At 66.9% G+C, this 16,414-nt stretch carries 21 protein-coding genes; 2 read left to right on the forward strand and 19 right to left on the reverse strand.

Going from position 1 to position 16,414, the window contains the following annotated elements; translation table 11 throughout:
- Positions 1-45: 45 nt before the first annotated feature.
- Complete coding sequence (gene xth / locus AC5QAB_RS06950; protein WP_495233331.1) at positions 46-840, forward strand: exodeoxyribonuclease III; 795 nt, start codon at positions 46-48, stop codon at positions 838-840.
- Here xth and AC5QAB_RS06955 read toward each other — a convergent pair whose 3' ends face one another.
- The 9 genes from AC5QAB_RS06955 to AC5QAB_RS06995 all read right to left on the reverse strand — a co-directional run bounded on the left by AC5QAB_RS06955 (position 841) and on the right by AC5QAB_RS06995 (position 8,547).
- Positions 841-2,559 (reverse strand): sensor domain-containing diguanylate cyclase, encoded by a 1,719-nt coding sequence (locus tag AC5QAB_RS06955; RefSeq protein ID WP_329855872.1) that lies wholly within the window; start codon positions 2,557-2,559, stop codon positions 841-843. It lies immediately after the preceding gene.
- Between the two features lie 120 nt (positions 2,560-2,679).
- Positions 2,680-2,874 (reverse strand): hypothetical protein, encoded by a 195-nt coding sequence (locus AC5QAB_RS06960; protein ID WP_014647268.1) that lies wholly within the window; start codon positions 2,872-2,874, stop codon positions 2,680-2,682.
- Positions 2,874-3,509, reverse strand: a complete 636-nt coding sequence (locus AC5QAB_RS06965) for a DNA-3-methyladenine glycosylase (RefSeq protein ID WP_495233251.1) — start codon at positions 3,507-3,509, stop codon at positions 2,874-2,876. The genes AC5QAB_RS06960 and AC5QAB_RS06965 overlap by 1 nt, the downstream gene beginning before the upstream one ends.
- A gap of 72 nt (positions 3,510-3,581) precedes the next feature.
- Positions 3,582-4,541 carry a cation diffusion facilitator family transporter gene (locus AC5QAB_RS06970; protein WP_100450112.1) on the reverse strand — a complete coding sequence of 320 codons (960 nt, stop codon included), beginning with the start codon at positions 4,539-4,541 and terminating at the stop codon, positions 3,582-3,584.
- Between the two features lie 69 nt (positions 4,542-4,610).
- Positions 4,611-5,195 carry an AprI/Inh family metalloprotease inhibitor gene (locus AC5QAB_RS06975; protein ID WP_329855876.1) on the reverse strand — a complete coding sequence of 195 codons (585 nt, stop codon included), beginning with the start codon at positions 5,193-5,195 and terminating at the stop codon, positions 4,611-4,613.
- Between the two features lie 189 nt (positions 5,196-5,384).
- Positions 5,385-5,642 carry a hypothetical protein gene (locus tag AC5QAB_RS06980; protein ID WP_014647264.1) on the reverse strand — a complete coding sequence of 86 codons (258 nt, stop codon included), beginning with the start codon at positions 5,640-5,642 and terminating at the stop codon, positions 5,385-5,387.
- Positions 5,639-6,991: a TFIIB-type zinc ribbon-containing protein gene (locus AC5QAB_RS06985; RefSeq protein WP_495233252.1), complete on the reverse strand. Its 1,353-nt coding sequence runs from the start codon at positions 6,989-6,991 to the stop codon at positions 5,639-5,641. Before AC5QAB_RS06985 ends, AC5QAB_RS06980 begins: the two co-directional genes overlap by 4 nt.
- Positions 6,992-7,011: 20 nt before the next feature.
- Positions 7,012-8,151, reverse strand: a complete 1,140-nt coding sequence (locus AC5QAB_RS06990; RefSeq protein ID WP_014647262.1) for an SPFH domain-containing protein — start codon at positions 8,149-8,151, stop codon at positions 7,012-7,014.
- A gap of 132 nt (positions 8,152-8,283) precedes the next feature.
- Positions 8,284-8,547 (reverse strand): CD225/dispanin family protein, encoded by a 264-nt coding sequence (locus AC5QAB_RS06995; RefSeq protein ID WP_032956532.1) that lies wholly within the window; start codon positions 8,545-8,547, stop codon positions 8,284-8,286.
- A gap of 660 nt (positions 8,548-9,207) precedes the next feature.
- On the opposite strand from AC5QAB_RS06995, the gene AC5QAB_RS07000 reads away from it, so the two are divergent.
- Positions 9,208-10,695 carry a helix-turn-helix domain-containing protein gene (locus tag AC5QAB_RS07000; protein ID WP_164109337.1) on the forward strand — a complete coding sequence of 496 codons (1,488 nt, stop codon included), beginning with the start codon at positions 9,208-9,210 and terminating at the stop codon, positions 10,693-10,695.
- Between the two features lie 59 nt (positions 10,696-10,754).
- Here AC5QAB_RS07000 and AC5QAB_RS07005 read toward each other — a convergent pair whose 3' ends face one another.
- The 10 genes from AC5QAB_RS07005 to AC5QAB_RS07050 all read right to left on the reverse strand — a co-directional run bounded on the left by AC5QAB_RS07005 (position 10,755) and on the right by AC5QAB_RS07050 (position 16,404).
- A complete protein-coding gene (locus AC5QAB_RS07005) occupies positions 10,755-11,201 on the reverse strand; it encodes a hypothetical protein (RefSeq protein WP_014647259.1) in 447 nt (148 codons plus the stop codon).
- Positions 11,198-12,277: a hypothetical protein gene (locus tag AC5QAB_RS07010; RefSeq protein ID WP_495233253.1), complete on the reverse strand. Its 1,080-nt coding sequence runs from the start codon at positions 12,275-12,277 to the stop codon at positions 11,198-11,200. Before AC5QAB_RS07010 ends, AC5QAB_RS07005 begins: the two co-directional genes overlap by 4 nt.
- 20 nt (positions 12,278-12,297) lie before the next feature.
- A complete protein-coding gene (locus AC5QAB_RS07015; protein WP_046430815.1) occupies positions 12,298-12,645 on the reverse strand; it encodes a hypothetical protein in 348 nt (115 codons plus the stop codon).
- Positions 12,646-12,692: 47 nt separating this feature from the next.
- Positions 12,693-13,277 carry a RebB family R body protein gene (locus AC5QAB_RS07020; protein ID WP_049406879.1) on the reverse strand — a complete coding sequence of 195 codons (585 nt, stop codon included), beginning with the start codon at positions 13,275-13,277 and terminating at the stop codon, positions 12,693-12,695.
- Complete coding sequence (locus AC5QAB_RS07025; protein WP_032957589.1) at positions 13,274-13,510, reverse strand: RebB family R body protein; 237 nt, start codon at positions 13,508-13,510, stop codon at positions 13,274-13,276. The genes AC5QAB_RS07020 and AC5QAB_RS07025 overlap by 4 nt, the downstream gene beginning before the upstream one ends.
- A 70-nt stretch (positions 13,511-13,580) precedes the next feature.
- The gene (locus AC5QAB_RS07030) at positions 13,581-13,853 is read right to left on the reverse strand and encodes a RebB family R body protein (protein ID WP_005416651.1); all 273 of its coding nucleotides are present in this window, start codon (positions 13,851-13,853) and stop codon (positions 13,581-13,583) included.
- A gap of 60 nt (positions 13,854-13,913) precedes the next feature.
- A complete protein-coding gene (locus AC5QAB_RS07035; RefSeq protein ID WP_006446865.1) occupies positions 13,914-14,180 on the reverse strand; it encodes a RebB family R body protein in 267 nt (88 codons plus the stop codon).
- Between the two features lie 26 nt (positions 14,181-14,206).
- The gene (locus tag AC5QAB_RS07040; protein ID WP_005416649.1) at positions 14,207-14,476 is read right to left on the reverse strand and encodes a RebB family R body protein; all 270 of its coding nucleotides are present in this window, start codon (positions 14,474-14,476) and stop codon (positions 14,207-14,209) included.
- Between the two features lie 43 nt (positions 14,477-14,519).
- Positions 14,520-14,810, reverse strand: coding sequence for a RebB family R body protein (locus tag AC5QAB_RS07045; protein ID WP_005416648.1), 291 nt, complete (start codon positions 14,808-14,810; stop codon positions 14,520-14,522).
- A gap of 301 nt (positions 14,811-15,111) precedes the next feature.
- Positions 15,112-16,404, reverse strand: coding sequence for a transporter (locus AC5QAB_RS07050; protein WP_134966317.1), 1,293 nt, complete (start codon positions 16,402-16,404; stop codon positions 15,112-15,114).
- Between the last annotated feature and the right edge of the window lie 10 nt (positions 16,405-16,414).

A 16,414-nucleotide genomic window follows, 5' to 3' on the forward strand; every position in this document is an offset into this window, starting at 1 on the left:
CGCGCAGAGTGAATGCTCATTCCCGGCACCGAGGAGGCTTCCTGCATGGCCCGACGCAAGACGCTTCGTATTGCCACGTTCAACGTCAACGGCATCGGCACGCGCCTGCCACAGCTGCTGGACTGGCTGCACAGGGAATCGCCGGACGTGGTTGCCCTGCAGGAACTGAAGGCGACCGACGCGGCGTTTCCGGCTGCGTCATTGGAGGAGGCTGGGTACGGTGCGCTCTGGCAAGGTGAGGCGCGCTGGAACGGCGTGGCGCTGCTGGCCCGGGGGACCATGCCGGTCGAGAGCCGCCGCCGATTGCCGGGCGAACCCAAGGATACGCAGAGTCGCTACCTGGAGGCGGTGGTGCACGGCGTCATCGTGGGTGCCCTCTACCTGCCCAACGGCAACCCGCAGCCCGGACCCAGGTTCGACTACAAGCTGCGCTGGATGGAACGCCTGATCCGGCATGCACGCAGCCTGGTCGAGCTGCCGCACCCGGCGCTGCTGCTGGGTGATTTCAACGTGATTCCCACAGACGCCGATGTCTATGATCCCAAGGCCTGGCGGCGCGATGCGCTGTTCCAGCCCGAGGTTCGCGATGCCTTCGAGCGGCTGCTCGCGCAGGGCTGGACCGATGCGCTGCGGAAGGTGCACGGCGACGCCACGATCTACACCTTCTGGGACTATTTCCGCCAACATGCGGAGCGCGACCGTGGGCTGCGCATCGATCATCTTCTGCTGAATCCCGTACTGGCGGAGCGACTGAAGGACGCTGGCGTCGACCGTTGGGTGCGTCTGCAGGAGAAGGCCAGCGACCACGCGCCGACGTGGGTGACGGTGCGGGCGGCGTGATCAACGCGCGGCAGGGCCTTCGCGCCGCTCGCGGCGCACGCGCGCGCGGGTCCGGTAGAGGCGGCTGTCCGCCTTCTGGATGGTGTCGGCCACGGGCTCACCGGCCGTGTTGATGGCTGCACCCATCGAGAAAGCGCTGGGCGACAGCGCAGCGTGGTCCTGGTACCAGTGCTCCAGTTCGCTCAACCGGCCATCCGCGGGCGCGACCAGTACCACCATGAATTCGTCGCCGCCCAGCCGCACCACCGTCTCCTCCTTGCCCAGTGGCGAGCGCAGGAAGGTGGCGAACTCGACCAGGACGGCGTCGCCGCGGCGGTGGCCCTGGGTGTCGTTGATGTGCTTGAAGTGGTCCAGATCGAACATCACGCAGGCCCAGCGCTCATCAATCAGTTCATCCAGCCGGTGCAGGTAACGCCGGTTGTAGCACTGCGTGAGCGGATCCTTGAAGGACATTTCGCGCAGCTGCTGCTCCTGCATCCTCAGCGCGGTGACGTCCTGTGCATGCCCCAGCACGTAGGGCGGGCTGGCCTCGCTGTCGAGCACGTTGTGGTACGCCCAGTAGTGGCGCGTACCGTCGGCGGCAATCAGCTCGATCACGCCAGCGTCGGTGTGGTTCGCCTGGATCCGAGCGAGGTAGGCCTTGAAGCCCTCGCGTTTTTCCGGTGGCATCAGGTCGCACAGGCTGCGCCCGACCATCTGGCTTTCCTCGAAGCCCAGCGACTGCACCGCCGCGGGATTCACCGAGGTCAATGTCCCGTCCAGCGTGTGGGTGCAGATCAGGCCCAGGCTGTAGTGGAACAGTCGCCGGTAGCGGGTCTCGCTCGCTTCCAGCGCGTCGAGCGCGGCTCGCTCGTCCGTGATGTCCTGGATCGCCCCGACCAGGCGTGGATGGCCGTCGACCTGTTGCCGGCTGCCGACCACCCGGGTCCAGATCGCGCGCCCGTCGGCGGTGGTCATTGGCAGCTGCACCTCCCAGGACGTGCCTTCGTCGATGCAACGCTGCACGGCCGCGCGGATGATGTTGCGGCTGTCTTCGCGATAGAACGACAGCGCGGTGTCGAGCGTCGGTTCAAAGTTGCTGCGCACCCCGTGCAGCTGCTTGGTCTCGCGGGTCCAGCGCACTTCGTTGGTGACCAGGTCCATCTCCCAGCCGCCCACCCGGGCGGCGCGGTTGGTCCGCTCCAGGAAGTCTTCGCTGCGTTTCAGCTCGCGATGCAGCGCTTTCGCCTGGCCAACCTGCGCCATCAGGGTACTGCGCTGTTCCAGCACCTGGGTGGTGACCCGCGCCAGATGCACCATCAGTTCGCGCTGGGAGGGGGACAGCACGCCGGGCATCGGGTCGAGCAGGCACAGCGTGCCAATGCGTGCACCATGGGCCGAGCCCAGCGGGATGCCGGCGTAGTGCCGGATGCGCGGCCCGGCGGTCACCAGGGGATTGGTCGAGAAGCGAGGGTCCTGGCGCGCGTCGGGTATCTCGAACAGCTCGTCGTGGCGGATCGCATGCGTGCAGAAGGAGATCTCGCGGGCCGTTTCGGTGACGCCCTCCAGCCCGATATTGGCCTTGAACCACTGCCGGTCTTCGGCCACCACGGTGATCAGTCCCATGGTCATGCCGGTCGCGGCACGGGCGGCGGCGACGATCGCATCGAACACCGGCTCGGGGGGCGTATCCAGCAGGTGCAGTCGGTCGATTTCGAGCAGACGTTCGGCTTCGTCCATGGCGCTTTTCAGGGCTGGGTGGCGAGGGCGGTTGCGGCGGCTGGCTGGCGCTACGCTAGTGCGCACGGCGTTATGTATCGCCATGGCGGAGTGATGCCGATGTGAGGTGGCCGCGCCCGCTCAGTGTTGCTGGAGCGATGCCTGCAGGGCGGTGGCCAGTGCGGCATCGCCGGATACCAGGTCCTGCCAGCGTAGCGTGATGCCCTTGCGTCGCCCCTTTTCGACCAGCTTGAGGCCTTCGGGGTCCACAGTGAGGGTATGGGGCCGGCCATCGATGTCCAGTTCGCGTCGCAGTGGTTTGTCGAGCGGGGTCATCATCGTTTCCTCGCAGGGGCGGCAGTACGCCGTGGCTGAATCGATACGTGACGATTGTCACGGATGTGCCAGCGCCAAGGGAAATCGACAGCGCGGGTGATGCCGATGCGTGGACCAATTACCGGGTCGGACGGAGGCGGGGTCCCATCGCTTGCGATCGCGATGCCATGACCGCCAGTCACCAGGTCGGCGCCGTCGAAACTGCGGTCCAGCCCGAATGCCTGCGAGAGCTTGCCGGGGCCGCTGGCCAGATCGTGGTCCCGGCGCGCGGCGGGGCGCAGCTCGTGCATGCGCTCAAGGCCCGCCAGCGGCTCGACGGCCCGCAGCAGCACCGCCACGCCTTCACCGACCTCTCCGCAGACCACGTTGCTGCCCCAGTGCATGCCGTAGGTGAAGTAGACATACAGGTGGCCGGCCTCACCGAACATGCTGGCCGTGCGCGGCGTCTGCCCGCGATAGGAGTGCGCCGCCGGATCGACGCTGCCCGCGTACGCTTCGACTTCAACGATGCGACCCGTTCGGCCATCGTCACGGACCAGAAGTTTGTTGAGCAGCTCGGGCGCAACCTCGACGGGCGGGCGCCGGTAGAAACTGCGCGGGAGGATCTGAAGAGAGGCGGGCAACCAATCCGGCACGGTAGAGGCAGGCTCGGGCAGATGTTGGTGGCACTGTGGCATTGGACTGGTGAAACGGGCGCAGACGCAGCGTCATTCCGGCGCGGACGGTGCCGCCAGCGTGGCGCGCCGGGCGGCGTAGACCTCGGGCGTCTGCGGCTTGATGAACAGTGCCACCAGCTCCGGATACTCGCGCTTTACCGCCGTTTCGATGCGGGTGATGCAGGCTTCAATCTGTGGGGTCTGCCGATCGTCCTCGAACTCGGCGCTGAGCATGGCCACGACCTGTTCCGGTCCCATCTGCATGGTGGTCACGCCGTTCGCGCGACGCAGGTCCGGATCGGTTTCGGCCACCGCCATGATCCGCTCGGCCACCGCAGGGTGGGCAGGCTCTCCAACCAGCAAGCCCTTGGTTTCACGGGCCAGGAGGAAGGCGGTTGCGGCCAGCACGCCGGCGATGCACAGCGACGCCACACCATCAAGCACCGGCATATCCAGCACCTGCGCGGCCACCAGGCCGATCAACGCGAAGCCCAGCCCGAGCAACGCAGCGCTGTCTTCCAGCAGTACGGTGAAGGTGGAAGGATCCTTGCTGCGGCGGAAGGCTTCGAAGTAGCCCAGTCTGCCTTTGGTACGCCGGAACTCGCGCAGCGCCACCCACCAGGAGGCCCCCTCGAACAGGATGGAAATGCCCAGCACGCTGTAGCTCAACGCGTGGTTGGTGGCCGGCTCCGGCCGGCGGATGTGCTGGATGCCCTCGTACGCCGAGACGCCGGCGCCAGCGGCGAACACCAGCAGGGCGACGATGAAGCTCCAGAAGTACAGCTCGCGGCCATAGCCGAATGGATGTACCGGGTCTGGCGCCTTGCCGGCCCGGCGCAGCCCGTACAGCAGCAGGAGTTCATTCAATGTGTCGACCAGCGAATGCACGCCCTCGCTGAGCATGGCCGAGCTGCCGGAGATGCCGGCAGCGATGAACTTTGCGATGGCAATGGCCAGGTTGCCCGCGAGGGCGGCATAGATGACCAGACGGGAACCGGTGGGAGCGGACATTTCGGCGGCGGGGCGGGGCGGACGCCTGATCTTCCCGATCAGCGCGTGCCCATTGCGTGCACGGCGCGATCAGTGCCCCTTGGGATTGAGGTACAAACGCGCCCCATCCGATTCACGGTAGCCCGTCCAGCGCCCACCGCCTGACGCGCGGAAGCGCCCGAACACGGTGTTGCTGGTGTCGGTGAGCAGCAGCTGGTTGCCCGACAGTACCCAACGGTTGGCCGAGAAGAAGCCATCCGGGCAGCCGGCGGGCACGTAGGCACTGTAGCCGCCGAACCACTCGATGTTCTTCAGCTCGATGGAGCAGGTGTTGCCGTTCTCCTGGCCCAGCGTCCAGCTGCCGAACAGATCGCTGTCGCGCACATCGCGGCCGCCACGGTGGCGGTCGTGGCCCCAGTCGTCGTTGTCGTCGTGGAAACCGAAGCCCACGTCGATCTCTTTGCTTTCGCTGCGTGACCCGGACTGCGAGCTCCCGCTGGTGGTGGTCTGGGTGGTCACCGCGCCACTGCTCTGGGTCCGGGTGCTGCTGGATTGCGTGGTCTGGTCGGTGTGGGTGGTCTGTTCGCCGAAGCCGAACGAGGCGTCCTGGGCCAGGGCGGGCAGGGCCAGGCAGCACAACGCGGACAGGCAGGTACGGCCGAGCACGGCAGCCATTGCAGCATCCTCGGAAGGGTGGACCGCGCGAGTATCGAACCGGTGGGGCGGGAGACGGTGTGAGGGTGTGCGCGGCGGCAGCCCAGCGAAGGGTAGTGCCGGCCGCTGGCCGGCTCCCACTTGGCACCCAGGAACCGAAGGAATGCCGGCCAGCGGCCGGCACTACCCGCAGCCAGGCAGGGCCTGGCGCTACGGGTCGGGCTTTACCCTGACCACCCGTTTCCGGTACTCATACACATTGTCACCGCGGATACGCTTTTCCTCGGTGCCGGTAACCCGGCCTACCTGCTGGTCCGAGCCGGTGACCGGCTTGGCCTCGATGGCGGTCTCGTGCTCGAAGGAGTGCGATTTGTCGGTGTTGCGGTAATAGCGGTACAGCGCCCAGTACAGCGCGGTTGCGCCGGCCGGACCTGCCGCCAACAGCCAGAGGCCACTGTCGTCGCTCATGTCGATGCCACCAGGATGGCAATTGCGAGGGCTTCAATGACGGTGCCGGTGGCCAGTGCCGCCAGCAGCATCTTCCATTGCTGCACGGGCACGCTGCCCATGGTTTCGCCGGTACGGCCGTTCACCGCGATGTAGTGCAGCATGCCGCCGTTCTTGCCGGGCTGGTGGTAGGAGTACAACCACACCGGCAGGTACATCGACACCCAGCGGGTGCCATGCACCTCCAGCTGCTCCTGTTCCCAACGCACGCCACGGTTGTAGCGCTTTACCGAACCTTCCAGCTGTGCGCGGGCGATCGACAGCAGCTGGTCTTCCAGCCGCGGCCGCAGCTTTTCCACATCCAGGTTGCGCTTTTCGGAGGTGAAGCCGGCCAGGTACGAGGCGTTCCATTTCACCGCGTTCTTGGTATCGAACGGCAGGATGGTGTTGATGATGTTGTTGGTGTTGGCGCGGGTATCGAGATTCCCGCGCTCGGCCGAGGATTCCAGTGGCAGGTCATCGACCGTGAAGTCGACCTGGCGCTCGACCTGGTAGACATCGGCGTCGTACAGGGTGCGCTTGTTCTTCTCGCTGCCCACGGTGTACTGCCGGGTCTGGATCTCACCCTTGCCGGCCACGGCCGCGCTGACATTGCTGTCGACGATCATGTAGGGCAGGAACACGCCCACCACGTTTTCCGGGGTGAACTGGTCCTTGAATGCCTTCAGCGCGAACATGCGGCGCTTGTCGACGAACTGGCGGATGCGCGCGACCGCATCGTCCTTCCTGATATGGAAGGGCAGCACTGCATCGGGCACCGCGCCGTTGGCGATCTGCTCGTTGACGCCGAACACATGGCGGCACCAGTGGCAGCGCGCCGTCATCGTACTCTCGGTATTGACCGTGACTTCAGCGCCGCACCCGGTGCATTTGAACGTCATCAGTGCCGAGGTGTCGGCGTCGATGTCACGTGCGCCAGAGGCAATGACCGTACCGCGCAGCTGGTCGATGGCCTCGCCCAGGCCGAACTCTTCCTCGACGCGTGCGCCATGCCATTCGTGACGGCAGTACAGGCAGACCAGGATGTCGGTGCCGGCCTTGGGCCGGATGTCGGTGGCACCGCACTTCGGGCAGCGGTTGAGGCCGTCCTTCAGCTCGCTGGCCGACGTATCGATGGCCACCGGGTCGGGCGCTTCCACTTCATCACGGATGGCCTGTGGCAGTTTCGAGGTGTCCAGCGGGAAGCTGCCGGGCAGGGGAGGGACGTCCTGCGGCGAACCGGGCCCATCCAACGACGCCGCCGGCAAGGGCGGCGGCGTCGCGGGCGCGGATCCGGGCAGCGGCGGCGGGCCGTTTCGGGGATCGGACATGTTCGTTGTGCGTCCCGCTGTTACAGGCCCAGTGCCTTGGCCTTCAGGGCGTCATAGTCGCCCTGGGTGATCAGGCCCAGATCCAGCATTTCCTTGGCCTTCTTCAGCTTGGCCACCGGGTCGTCGGCAGCCGGGGCGACCGGCTGCTGCATGCCGCCGACACCGAACATGCCCGAGGCCATGCCGACACCGACCAGGCCAGCCGCTCCGCCGTTCTCGCCGGCGGACTGGATGCCCTGGGCGACGCTGGCCTGCAGGTTGGAATTGCCGCGCGAACCCGACAGGGCATCGGCGCGCTGCACGGTCTTCAGCAGTTCGCGGGTGTTGGCGTCGTACTCGATCGAGACGATGGCGGTCTTGACGATGGCCAGGCCGCGGTCGGACTTCCACTGGTAGCCCTGCTCGACGGCGGCAGACAGGCTCTGTGCAAAGCCCAGCGAATCCTGCTGCAGCTTGGTGATGCGGTTGCCCTTGCCCGGGTCGTTCGTGTACAGGCTGAAGGCCGGGGCCAGCGAACCGACCACTTCATTGAACAGCTGGCTGGCGGCGGCGTTGTCCAGGTCGGTGAAGTCGAACACCTGGCCCGGCTGCAGGTAGCTGGCCGGCACGAAGTTCTTCACGAACAGGATCGGGTCGACGATCTTCAGCGTGTAGGAGCCGCGCGTGACCGCACCCACCTGGGTGTTGAGGAAGCCGTCGTCCCAGTAGATTTCCGACTGGGTACCGAAGCGGTTGTCCGGCAGTTCCTTCAGCGACACGAAATACGCCGCCTGCTGCGAACCCGGCTGGCCGCCGAACTTGAAGCGCTCCCAGCTCTGCTTGATGAACGTGCTGACCAGGCCGTCGCCGGCGAAGATCGACTGCGAGTTCAGATCATCCGAACGCCACTCGTAGCCACCCGGTTCGGCGACGAACGCGGTGATCGCGCCGTCCTGGAACAGCAGCAGGCCGTAGCCCTCCGGCACGATGATCTTCGAGCCGTTGGTGATGATGTTGGACGAGCCGCTGGTATTGGAGCCGCGGCCGGCATTGGTGCCGCGCGGTACCGCCGCGAACAGGGCCGCCGTCGAGGGCAGGCCCGTGGGCACGGTGTAGAAGTCCTTCCACTGGTCGGCCAGCACACCACCCACCGCACCCTTCACCGCCTGTACCAGACCCATGTCCAACTCCCTGTGATTCGAGGGCAGGCACCATGCCTGCCGAGCTGGACTGACTATAGAGGAGCGGGATGGGCCGCCGCCACCGCCGCGCGCGCCTGCCATTCATCATGGCGCGACGGCGACGGCAGGCTTTCAGGCCATGCCGCGCGCGATCAGGGCATAGCCGATCATCAGTGCCAGGCACAGTGGCAGGGTGACGAAGGAGGCGATCATCCAGCGCAGCGCCTTGCGCGAAGCCTCGGTGGCCGCGCCGATCTGGCCGCTGGCGACCAATGACGTGCTGCGGTTGGCGTAGACGGTGGCGACGATGCCGAACGGCCAGAAGCCGGCGATGATGCTCAGGATGGCCCACATCAGGTAGTTCCTGGGGGGCACGGGTGGCGGGGTGCGGTCCATGCGGTCGATCTCCTTGATCGTGCTGCGGTCGGGAGCGCGAGTATGCCGACAGGCCAGGTGCAGCGGAAGGCATGCCACCCGTGCGTGGTGCGCAATCTTCTGCTGGTCGATGGGTCATTGATCGGGGGCGGCGCCGCGGCAGGCAGGCGCGGTGGCCTGCGGGCCTGGGCGAGCAGGCGGTGCAGCCGTCACGGCGGCGCAATACGTGCCCGTCCCTGGTTCGCTCACACGCGTTGATCATCAGCGTGGATGGAATCCCGGCGCCTTGCCTTCACCTGCTTTGCAGTGCGCCGCGCACGGAAACGCGGGCGACAAATATCCGGCGCGGATATTCACGTCATTATCATGCTTATTTTCTGGAAACTCGTTTCCCATAATCCAGGGACGCGATGGCCGGAACACAGGGAGCGCCGCGTCACAGGCAGTGCCGCCCTGTGGCGCACGACCCCGGCCTGGACGACGTCCGCCTTGCCGACCTCCAGCAGCGATGGCAGTTCCCGGCACTGCGGGAGCGGGCAGCGTGCACGGCACCAGCGGTGCGACCAGCGGGTACGGCATGCGGCGTGGACGTCGCAGCATCCCGCGATGATGCCGGAGGGCCTGCATCGCGAGATCGCCCGTTGCAGATGCATCGGGTCGCCATTCCAAAGGGGAGTTTCGATGCACAGGCAAGTCAGTGAGATGCTGCAGCGCGCTTATCGGCCCTATCCGTCATTGCCCGAACTGCTGGGCGCGTTCGTGAAGGAGCTGTCCCAGCACAAGGTGATGCGGGGTGGCCAAGTGCGGTTGCGTGGTGCGGTGGCAGGGACGGCTGCGGGGTTGCCAGCTGCGTCCGGGCAAGAGGTTTCCTTGCAGCGGGTTCCCATCCGCTATGGCGGCGAGGTGCTGGGTGAGCTGCACCTGGAAGGCGAGAAGGGCCGGCTGGATGGCAGTGCCCTGGCGCTGGGGGAGCAGTTTGCCCAGCGTTGCGCGCATCTGATCAAGCGCTACGAAGCCAAGGCCTGGGCCGAACAGGCATTGAGCCGGCCGCTGTTGCTGGTCGGCGCCGGCGAGGCGCTGAAGCAGATGGATGAATTCGTGGAGCGCGCGGCGGCCAGCCCGTTGCCGGTCCTGCTGCGCGGCGAGTTTGGTACCGAGAAGATGGAGCTGGCCGCCGCCCTGCACAGTGGCGGCCCTTCCCGGCAGGGCCCGTTTGTGGAGGTGAACTGTGTTCACCCGCTGGGCGAAGCCAGCGACTGGTTCGCGCGCGCACAGGGCGGCACGCTGTACTTCCACGAAGTCGACGAACTGCCGGTGCCGCTGCAGGGGCAGCTGTCACATCGCATGCGTGGGCTGCCTGCCGCTCATGCTGAAGCGCTGGCGGCCGGCCCGATACGGGTGATCGCGTCGACCAGCGCGGACCTGGAACAACGGGTGAGAGAGAAGCAGTTCTCGCGCGCCCTGCTGGCTGGGCTGGAGTTCCTGACCGTGGATATTCCACCGCTGCGCGAACGGGTGGAGGACATCGGCGCGCTGGCGGCGCGTTCGCTGGAGCTGCATGGATTCAATCCCCGCGTGCTGGGCGACGATGTGCTGGAAGCCCTGTGCGCGCACGACTGGCCCGGCAATCTGCTGGAAATGGAGCGGGTGGTGGTCCGGCTGGCGGTGATGACCGGTGGCCGATGCATCCGTCGTGAGGATCTCGCACGCCACGCGCCGGATCTGGCTGCAGGCCACGTTGCCAGCGATGCCGGGCGCGCCCCGCAACGGCTGCCCGCGGTTGAGCAGACCGTCGGTCCTGCGCCCGCGCAGCCGGATACGCCGCGGGCAGCGCATGAAGGCCTGCACGACGGCCTGAAACGCGCCCTGGCCTACCTGAAGGACCATGCCGCGGAGCCGCTCACGCTGGGCGACCTTGCCCGTCAGGCCCATGTGAGCCAGTCACACCTGGGATTCCTGTTCCGCAGCGAGCTGGGCACGACGTTCAAGCTGCTGCTGCAGCAACTGCGCATCGAGCACGCCAAGCAGCTGCTGCGGGATGGGCAGCGCCTGCGCATTACCGATGTCGCACTGCAGGTCGGCTTCGGTGACCTGAGCCACTTCGAAAAGAGCTTCCGGCGCGCGGTAGGGGTCAGCCCGCGCAGCTACCGGCGAAGCCCGCACCAGTAAAAGCAACGCCCCGGTGCAGGCGCGGGCCTGCCCGGGGCGTTGGGATGGCGGACGCAGCGTCAGCGCGCGTTGGCTTCAGCAGCGCGCTGCACGGCCTGTTCGGCCGCTTCGTCCGCGCATCGCGCGGCCTCGGCGGCGGCCTCGACCGCGCGTTGCGAAACCTTCATCGCGGTGCGGATGCCTTCTTCACTGGCAGCCATTGCGGCGTCCGCCAGTTCCTGGGCGATCTCCATCGGGGTTCTGCCCGCCGGATGGGCGGGAGTGGGCTTGCCGGGAAGCGGGGTCGGGAAGGTCATCGTCGGTGCTCCTGCTGGGGATGAGGGGGGAACACCGTCACTGCGCTCCCCCAGGATGTGGCGCAATGCCGCCTGGGCATCGGCCAGGATCTTCTGCGCCTGTTGCCGGGCCGCCAGGCGTCCGGCAGCAACGGCCGCGCCGGCTGCCGAAGCAAAGGCCTCTGTTGCTGCCTGCACGCCATCGCCATCTGGCGCCGGAGCCGGGTTCACACTGCATCCTTCTGATAATCCACTCGCGCTTCATCGCCCAGGTAGCGGCGGGTTCGGCGGTAATCCTGCAGGGTGATCACATTGTCCTCCACCTGTATCAGCGCCTTCGCTCTGGAACCATCGATCGCGAACTGCACGCTGGCACCGTCCTGGCCGAGCCGGCCACGGGAAACCGGATGTTCGTTGAGGAATTCCTGCGCATCGCGCAGCTGCCACCGCGCGGCCTCGCGCAACCGGCTGTCATCCTGCAGCAGGTCGGGTTCGTCGTCGAAGCAGGCCGCCATCTGCTGGGCGGCCAGCGAGATGCGGGCGTAGCCGATCTGCCGGTTCGCGGCCAGGCTTGCGTCGATCGCCTCGCGCACCTGCTCTGGCGACGGCAACTGTGGCAGCTGCGGCCCGTCCAGGAAGCCGAACAGGATCGGCAGCACCTGCTGCAACGCACGGGTGGCACGCGCCAGCCGATGCTCGCGGCTGCCACCCCCTGCGCTCACCCGCTGGTAGAAGCGGAAGTAGTCGGCAAACTCGATGGGCCTGCGCGCGTGCAGCAGCGCGAAGCCGGCAGCGGCGGCCAGGTCGTCGCGCCCTGCTGCGGACATGTCCACCTCACGGGCCACGTGGTGGAGCGCCACCGATTCGCGAAAGTCCAGCTGCTGCAGCAGGGGTGCGTCGGCCGCGCCGATCGAAGCCAGGAACGCGCGCGAGGCGCCGAGCTCGGCGTTGGTCAGCAGCCGGTGTTTTTCCAGCACTCGCTGTGCCTCGTTGTGCGACAGGCGTGTCTCGTCATCAAACTCCATGTTGCGCAGGGCACCGAGGTCGCTGGCACCAAGGCTGAGCAGCTTGACCGGACCGATCTGCAACCCGGTGCGCGGCAACCATGTCATGCGCGAACCGTGCAGGCCCTGTTGCACCCCATCAAGCATCGTGCCCTCGTCGGAGAAGGCGTAGCGGTGCTCATGCGATTCCATGGCCCACTTCAACCAGTGCTCGCCGCCGTCGATGAACTGAAGGACATGCCTGCAGGATTGACTGATCAGGTTGGCCTGGGGGATGGAACGACCGGCAATGAAAATGCTCATGCGTGGATCTCCTGGCGGCCTCACTGGGCCGGAAATTCCTTGAGGACGGTCGCAGCGGCATTGCCGACGCGGTTGAAGTCGGCGGTGGCCCCCTGCATCATGTTCTGCGCCTGCGTGAGCACCCTTGCGTACTTTTCGTCCCCCGTCGCCAGGTACTGGGCCATGGCCACGCCGGCCGCGGTGGTCGCGATGGTTGAGACATTGCGCAGGGCGTCGGCGGCATCCTGTACGGCGATCGCCGCAGACTGGGCCACCGACTGGTAGGCCTTGCCGGCACCACTGGTCGTCACGACGGTCGCTGACATGGTGGCCGTCTGCACTTGGTTGATCACATCGATGATCTGGGCGTTGACGTTGCTCGGGTCCATACGGGCTCCTTGATGGGCGGGTGGGGCCGCAGGCGGCCTGCAGTCTGTCAGGCCCCGGCGTCAGCGTCGTCCGCCGGGGAAGGGGAAGGGGAGTCTGGCGCGGGATCCTGGGCGGGACCTGCGTCCGGATCCGGACCGGACGCGGGGTCGGGCGCAGGACCGGGCGCGGGCGCTGCCGCATTGCCTGCAAGCGTTTGGAGTGCATGCAGGCTGCTGGTAGCGGCCGCAGCGTCGGCAGTGGCACCGTGGGTCTGTGCCTGCAGGACGCTGATGGCGGTCTTTCCTTCTGCGGTGGCCGCGGCGATCACCGCCGCAGGCGAAGGGGGCGCCGGCACCGGGCCGGGCAGGGGGATGACCTGCGGCGGTGGCGGCGGAGGGGGTTCCGGAGCGGGTGGCGGCACCGGCCAGGGAGCGTTGATCATCTTCGCGCAGGTGGCGGTGACCGCTGCGTTGCTGACCATGCCTGCACCCTGCTGGCGCGCGACGGCGTTGTGCATGGCGGTGCCCAGCGTCTCCAGCATCACCATGTCCAGCATGCTGAAGGACTGCGCCGGACCCTGGGCCACCAGCAGCGTCGAGGCGGCGCTGACGCTGTCGACGATCTGGCTGTTGACGGTGTTCTCACTGCTCATGACGGAACGGCTCCCTTCTGGATGATCAGGGCCAGGACCTGGGCCAGGCTTGCGCCGGCGGTCACCTGGCCGCGTTGCTGGTTGGCCACCGCGTTCTGCATTGCCAGGCCGAGGCTGTCGGCCATCGCCAGGTAGGTGGCGGACATCGCGAACGAGGGGGCAAGGGCGATCGCCACACCGGATCCGGCGCTGGTGGTTGCCAGCAGGTAGCCGGTGGCGGGCGATGCGGCCATCGATCAGGGGCCCGACGTGACGCCGCCCTGGGCGGGGGCGCGGTGGTTGGCGTCACGCCGGGCCGACACGTCAGCGCAGGCCCAGGATTTCGCGGGTGGCCACGCCGTTGGAGGCGGTGTCGATCGCATACAGCGTGGACACCCCCTGGGTGGTCGACGCCTGCATGGTCACGTAGGACTGCTGCTGGTTGTTGGTGGCGTTGTGCGCGGCGTTGGACAGCGCCTGGCTGGTGGCCACGAACAGGTTGCCCATTGCGATGGCCGGCGCATCACCAAGCACCTTGGTGTTGACCTGCGAGACCGAATCGGTGATCTGGCTGTTGACGGCGGTGGGAAATGCCATGGTGGAAGCTCCTAGGGTGGACAGCACTACAGGAACGGAGATTGCCGGCACTCAATGGAATCAGCCGAGAATCTTCCGGGTGGCGGCGCCGGTGGCGCCGGTATCGACGGCGTAGAGCAGCGCGACGCCCATCGTGGTCGCGGCCTGCGCCGTGACATACATCTGCTGCTGGGCGAGCGTCGCGTTGTGGGCGGCATTGGCCAGCGCCTGCGCGGTGGCCTGGTATAGCGTGCCCATTGCCGTGGCAGGCGCCACGCCCAGCACCTGCAGGTTGGCCTGGCTGACCGAGTCGGTGATCTGGTCGTTGACGGCCGTGGGAAATGCCATGGCTCAGCTCCTCGCCTGCCGGCGCATCACGCGCCGAGGATCTGCTTGGTGGCCACGCCGGTGGTGGCGGTGTCGATCGAGTACAGCGTGGCCACGCCCATGGTGGTGGCCGCCTGCGCCGTCACATAGGACTGCTGCTGCGCATTGGTGGCGTTGTGGGCGGCGTTGGCCAGCGCCTGCGCAGTGGCCTGGTACAGATTGCCCATGGCCACGGCGGGCGCGTCGCCCAGCACCTTGGTGTTGGCCTGGGTGACCGAATCGGTGATCTGGTCGTTTACAGCGGTCGGGAATGCCATGTCGATCTCCTTGAGGTTGGCGGGTCAGCGATGGAACGACAGATCAGGAGCCCAGGCCGCGGACGCGGGTGCTGAGGATTTCCTTGCTCGCTACCGCCGTGGTGGCGGTATCGATCGAGTACAGGGTGGCCACGCCCATGGTGGTGGCCGACTGCGCGGTGACGTAGGACTGCTGCTGCGCGTTGGTGGCGTTGTGGGCGGCGTTGGCCAGCGCCTGTGCGGTGGCCTGGTACAGATTGCCCACTGCCACGGCGGGCGCGTCGCCCAGCACCTTGGTGTTGGCCTGGGTGACCGAATCGGTGATCTGGTCGTTTACCGCGGTTGGAAATGCCATGTCCTGCTCCTGCGAAAGGGTGGAAGTGCGTGGTATCCAGTGTCACGGTGCGTTGCCTGCAGCGGCCTGGGCTTCACCGTGGGGCCAGAGTAGGAAATGGCGCCGCCGCCGGATTGGCGGAATCGACGGAGAATGCGGTGGGATCACCGTGAAGGTGCGGCGTGAATACGGCGGAACTGATGATCATCGCCGTCGTCGCCAGCGCTGGCGCGTTGCCCTGGAGCACACACAGGGCCTGCGCGTGGGTAGCGCCATCCGGCGGCGAGGGGCTGTCGGCCACAGCGTCGCCGGATCGGGCGGGTCAGAGCATGTAAGGGATCTTGAACGCCAGCGTGAAGTCCGGTGCATCCGGGGTCAGCCCGATGCCCAGCAGGGTCACCAGCGTGGTGTGCTGGTTGAGCGCGTACGTCACACCCAGATTCAGTGACGCCGCGTTGGCGTCGCTGCCAATCACTTTCATCCACTTTCCGCCCTGGAAACGGGTGGAAGCACGGGCGCTGATGCGGTCGCTGAAGGACAGGCTGAGACTGGTGCGCTCGTTGAACGCAAAGGCCACGCCGGCGCCGAAGTAGACCGAGCCGCCGAGCTTCACGTCACCCGGGTTGACCGTGTCGGGGTTGCTGTCGATGTCACTGAAACCACGCGGGAACGAATGCACGTAGCCGAGGTTGGCGAACAGGATCGCCGGATCGGCTGTCTTGACCACCGACAGCCCGACGTTGGCCTGCCACACACCATTGCCGGTCGGTTGTTCCTTGGGCACGGCGAAGCGGATGTAGTCATCGTCATCGCGCTCGATCACCTTCCAGTCCAGGCCGTAAGGTGCACGCCCGGTGGGTGCGGTCACTCCGGCGGTGAGTACGGCTTCCGGGCGCCAGCCGCGCTCGCCGAACAAGCGGTAGTTCGCACTCAGGCCGATATCGCCCAGGCCGTTGCCATTGGTTTGTTCCTGCGCGATCGCGGCCGCCGCACCGCCGGCACCGCCCTTCTGGTAGACGGTGCGCCGCGCCAGGTATGGCACGTCCAGGTTGAGCGTCAGGTTCGGACTGACGCCCCAGCGCGCGGCCAGATTGTAGGTGAGCGAATCGGACTCGACGTTCTCGATGGCGATGTTGCCGAGGAAGATCGCATCCAGCGCCAGGAAGCCATTGAGGGTGAGCTGCTTGCGGTCGTAGCGGGCGTAGGTGAGGCTGTTCTCGACGGTGAAGCGGCGCGAGAACAGCGCCGACTGCTGCTGTTTCACATCATCCACGCTGCGCCGCGATTCCTGCTTTGCCTGCTGCGCCTCGGCGGCACTGCTGGCATAGCCTTCGCTGCCCGGCGACGTCTGTAGGGTCGAGCCATGCTCGACGGGCGCAGTCGTAGACGGGGCCATCGGACCAACCTTCCCACTCAGCCGCGCCTGCATCGCCTGTACCTGCATGTCCAGTTCGCGCAGCCGCCGCACTTCCTGTGCGTAGTTGGATTTCAGCTGCTCCAGCTGGTTGGCCAGTGCCTGCACGTCGGCGCCATCGTCCGCCGCGGGTGGCGCGGCGAAGGCGGTGCCCGCCAGCGCCGCCAGCGCCAACGGGGTGATCCTCATCAGGGTGTGCATGTTCGTGTCC

The sequence above is a fragment of the Stenotrophomonas sp. YJH_SMC_127 genome (assembly GCF_059372445.1).

Coding starts and splice junctions, on each gene's coding strand:
- AC5QAB_RS07020 (WP_049406879.1), bottom strand. CDS start 13,277: ATGAGCAGTGAGAACACCGTCAACAGCCAGATCGTCGACAGCGTCAGC.
- AC5QAB_RS06955 (WP_329855872.1), bottom strand. CDS start 2,559: ATGGACGAAGCCGAACGTCTGCTCGAAATCGACCGACTGCACCTGCTG.
- AC5QAB_RS06995 (WP_032956532.1), bottom strand. CDS start 8,547: ATGGACCGCACCCCGCCACCCGTGCCCCCCAGGAACTACCTGATGTGG.
- AC5QAB_RS07025 (WP_032957589.1), bottom strand. CDS start 13,510: ATGGCCGCATCGCCCGCCACCGGCTACCTGCTGGCAACCACCAGCGCC.
- AC5QAB_RS07010 (WP_495233253.1), bottom strand. CDS start 12,277: ATGAGCATTTTCATTGCCGGTCGTTCCATCCCCCAGGCCAACCTGATC.
- AC5QAB_RS07015 (WP_046430815.1), bottom strand. CDS start 12,645: ATGGACCCGAGCAACGTCAACGCCCAGATCATCGATGTGATCAACCAA.
- AC5QAB_RS07035 (WP_006446865.1), bottom strand. CDS start 14,180: ATGGCATTTCCCACGGCCGTCAACGACCAGATCACCGACTCGGTCAGC.
- AC5QAB_RS07030 (WP_005416651.1), bottom strand. CDS start 13,853: ATGGCATTTCCCACCGCCGTCAACAGCCAGATCACCGATTCGGTCTCG.
- AC5QAB_RS07000 (WP_164109337.1), top strand. CDS start 9,208: ATGCACAGGCAAGTCAGTGAGATGCTGCAGCGCGCTTATCGGCCCTAT.
- AC5QAB_RS07050 (WP_134966317.1), bottom strand. CDS start 16,404: ATGCACACCCTGATGAGGATCACCCCGTTGGCGCTGGCGGCGCTGGCG.
- AC5QAB_RS06975 (WP_329855876.1), bottom strand. CDS start 5,195: ATGGCTGCCGTGCTCGGCCGTACCTGCCTGTCCGCGTTGTGCTGCCTG.
- xth (WP_495233331.1), top strand. CDS start 46: ATGGCCCGACGCAAGACGCTTCGTATTGCCACGTTCAACGTCAACGGC.
- AC5QAB_RS06970 (WP_100450112.1), bottom strand. CDS start 4,541: ATGTCCGCTCCCACCGGTTCCCGTCTGGTCATCTATGCCGCCCTCGCG.
- AC5QAB_RS06985 (WP_495233252.1), bottom strand. CDS start 6,991: ATGTCCGATCCCCGAAACGGCCCGCCGCCGCTGCCCGGATCCGCGCCC.
- AC5QAB_RS07045 (WP_005416648.1), bottom strand. CDS start 14,810: ATGGCATTTCCAACCGCGGTAAACGACCAGATCACCGATTCGGTCACC.
- AC5QAB_RS06960 (WP_014647268.1), bottom strand. CDS start 2,874: ATGACCCCGCTCGACAAACCACTGCGACGCGAACTGGACATCGATGGC.
- AC5QAB_RS06980 (WP_014647264.1), bottom strand. CDS start 5,642: ATGAGCGACGACAGTGGCCTCTGGCTGTTGGCGGCAGGTCCGGCCGGC.
- AC5QAB_RS07040 (WP_005416649.1), bottom strand. CDS start 14,476: ATGGCATTCCCGACCGCTGTAAACGACCAGATCACCGATTCGGTCACC.
- AC5QAB_RS06990 (WP_014647262.1), bottom strand. CDS start 8,151: ATGGGTCTGGTACAGGCGGTGAAGGGTGCGGTGGGTGGTGTGCTGGCC.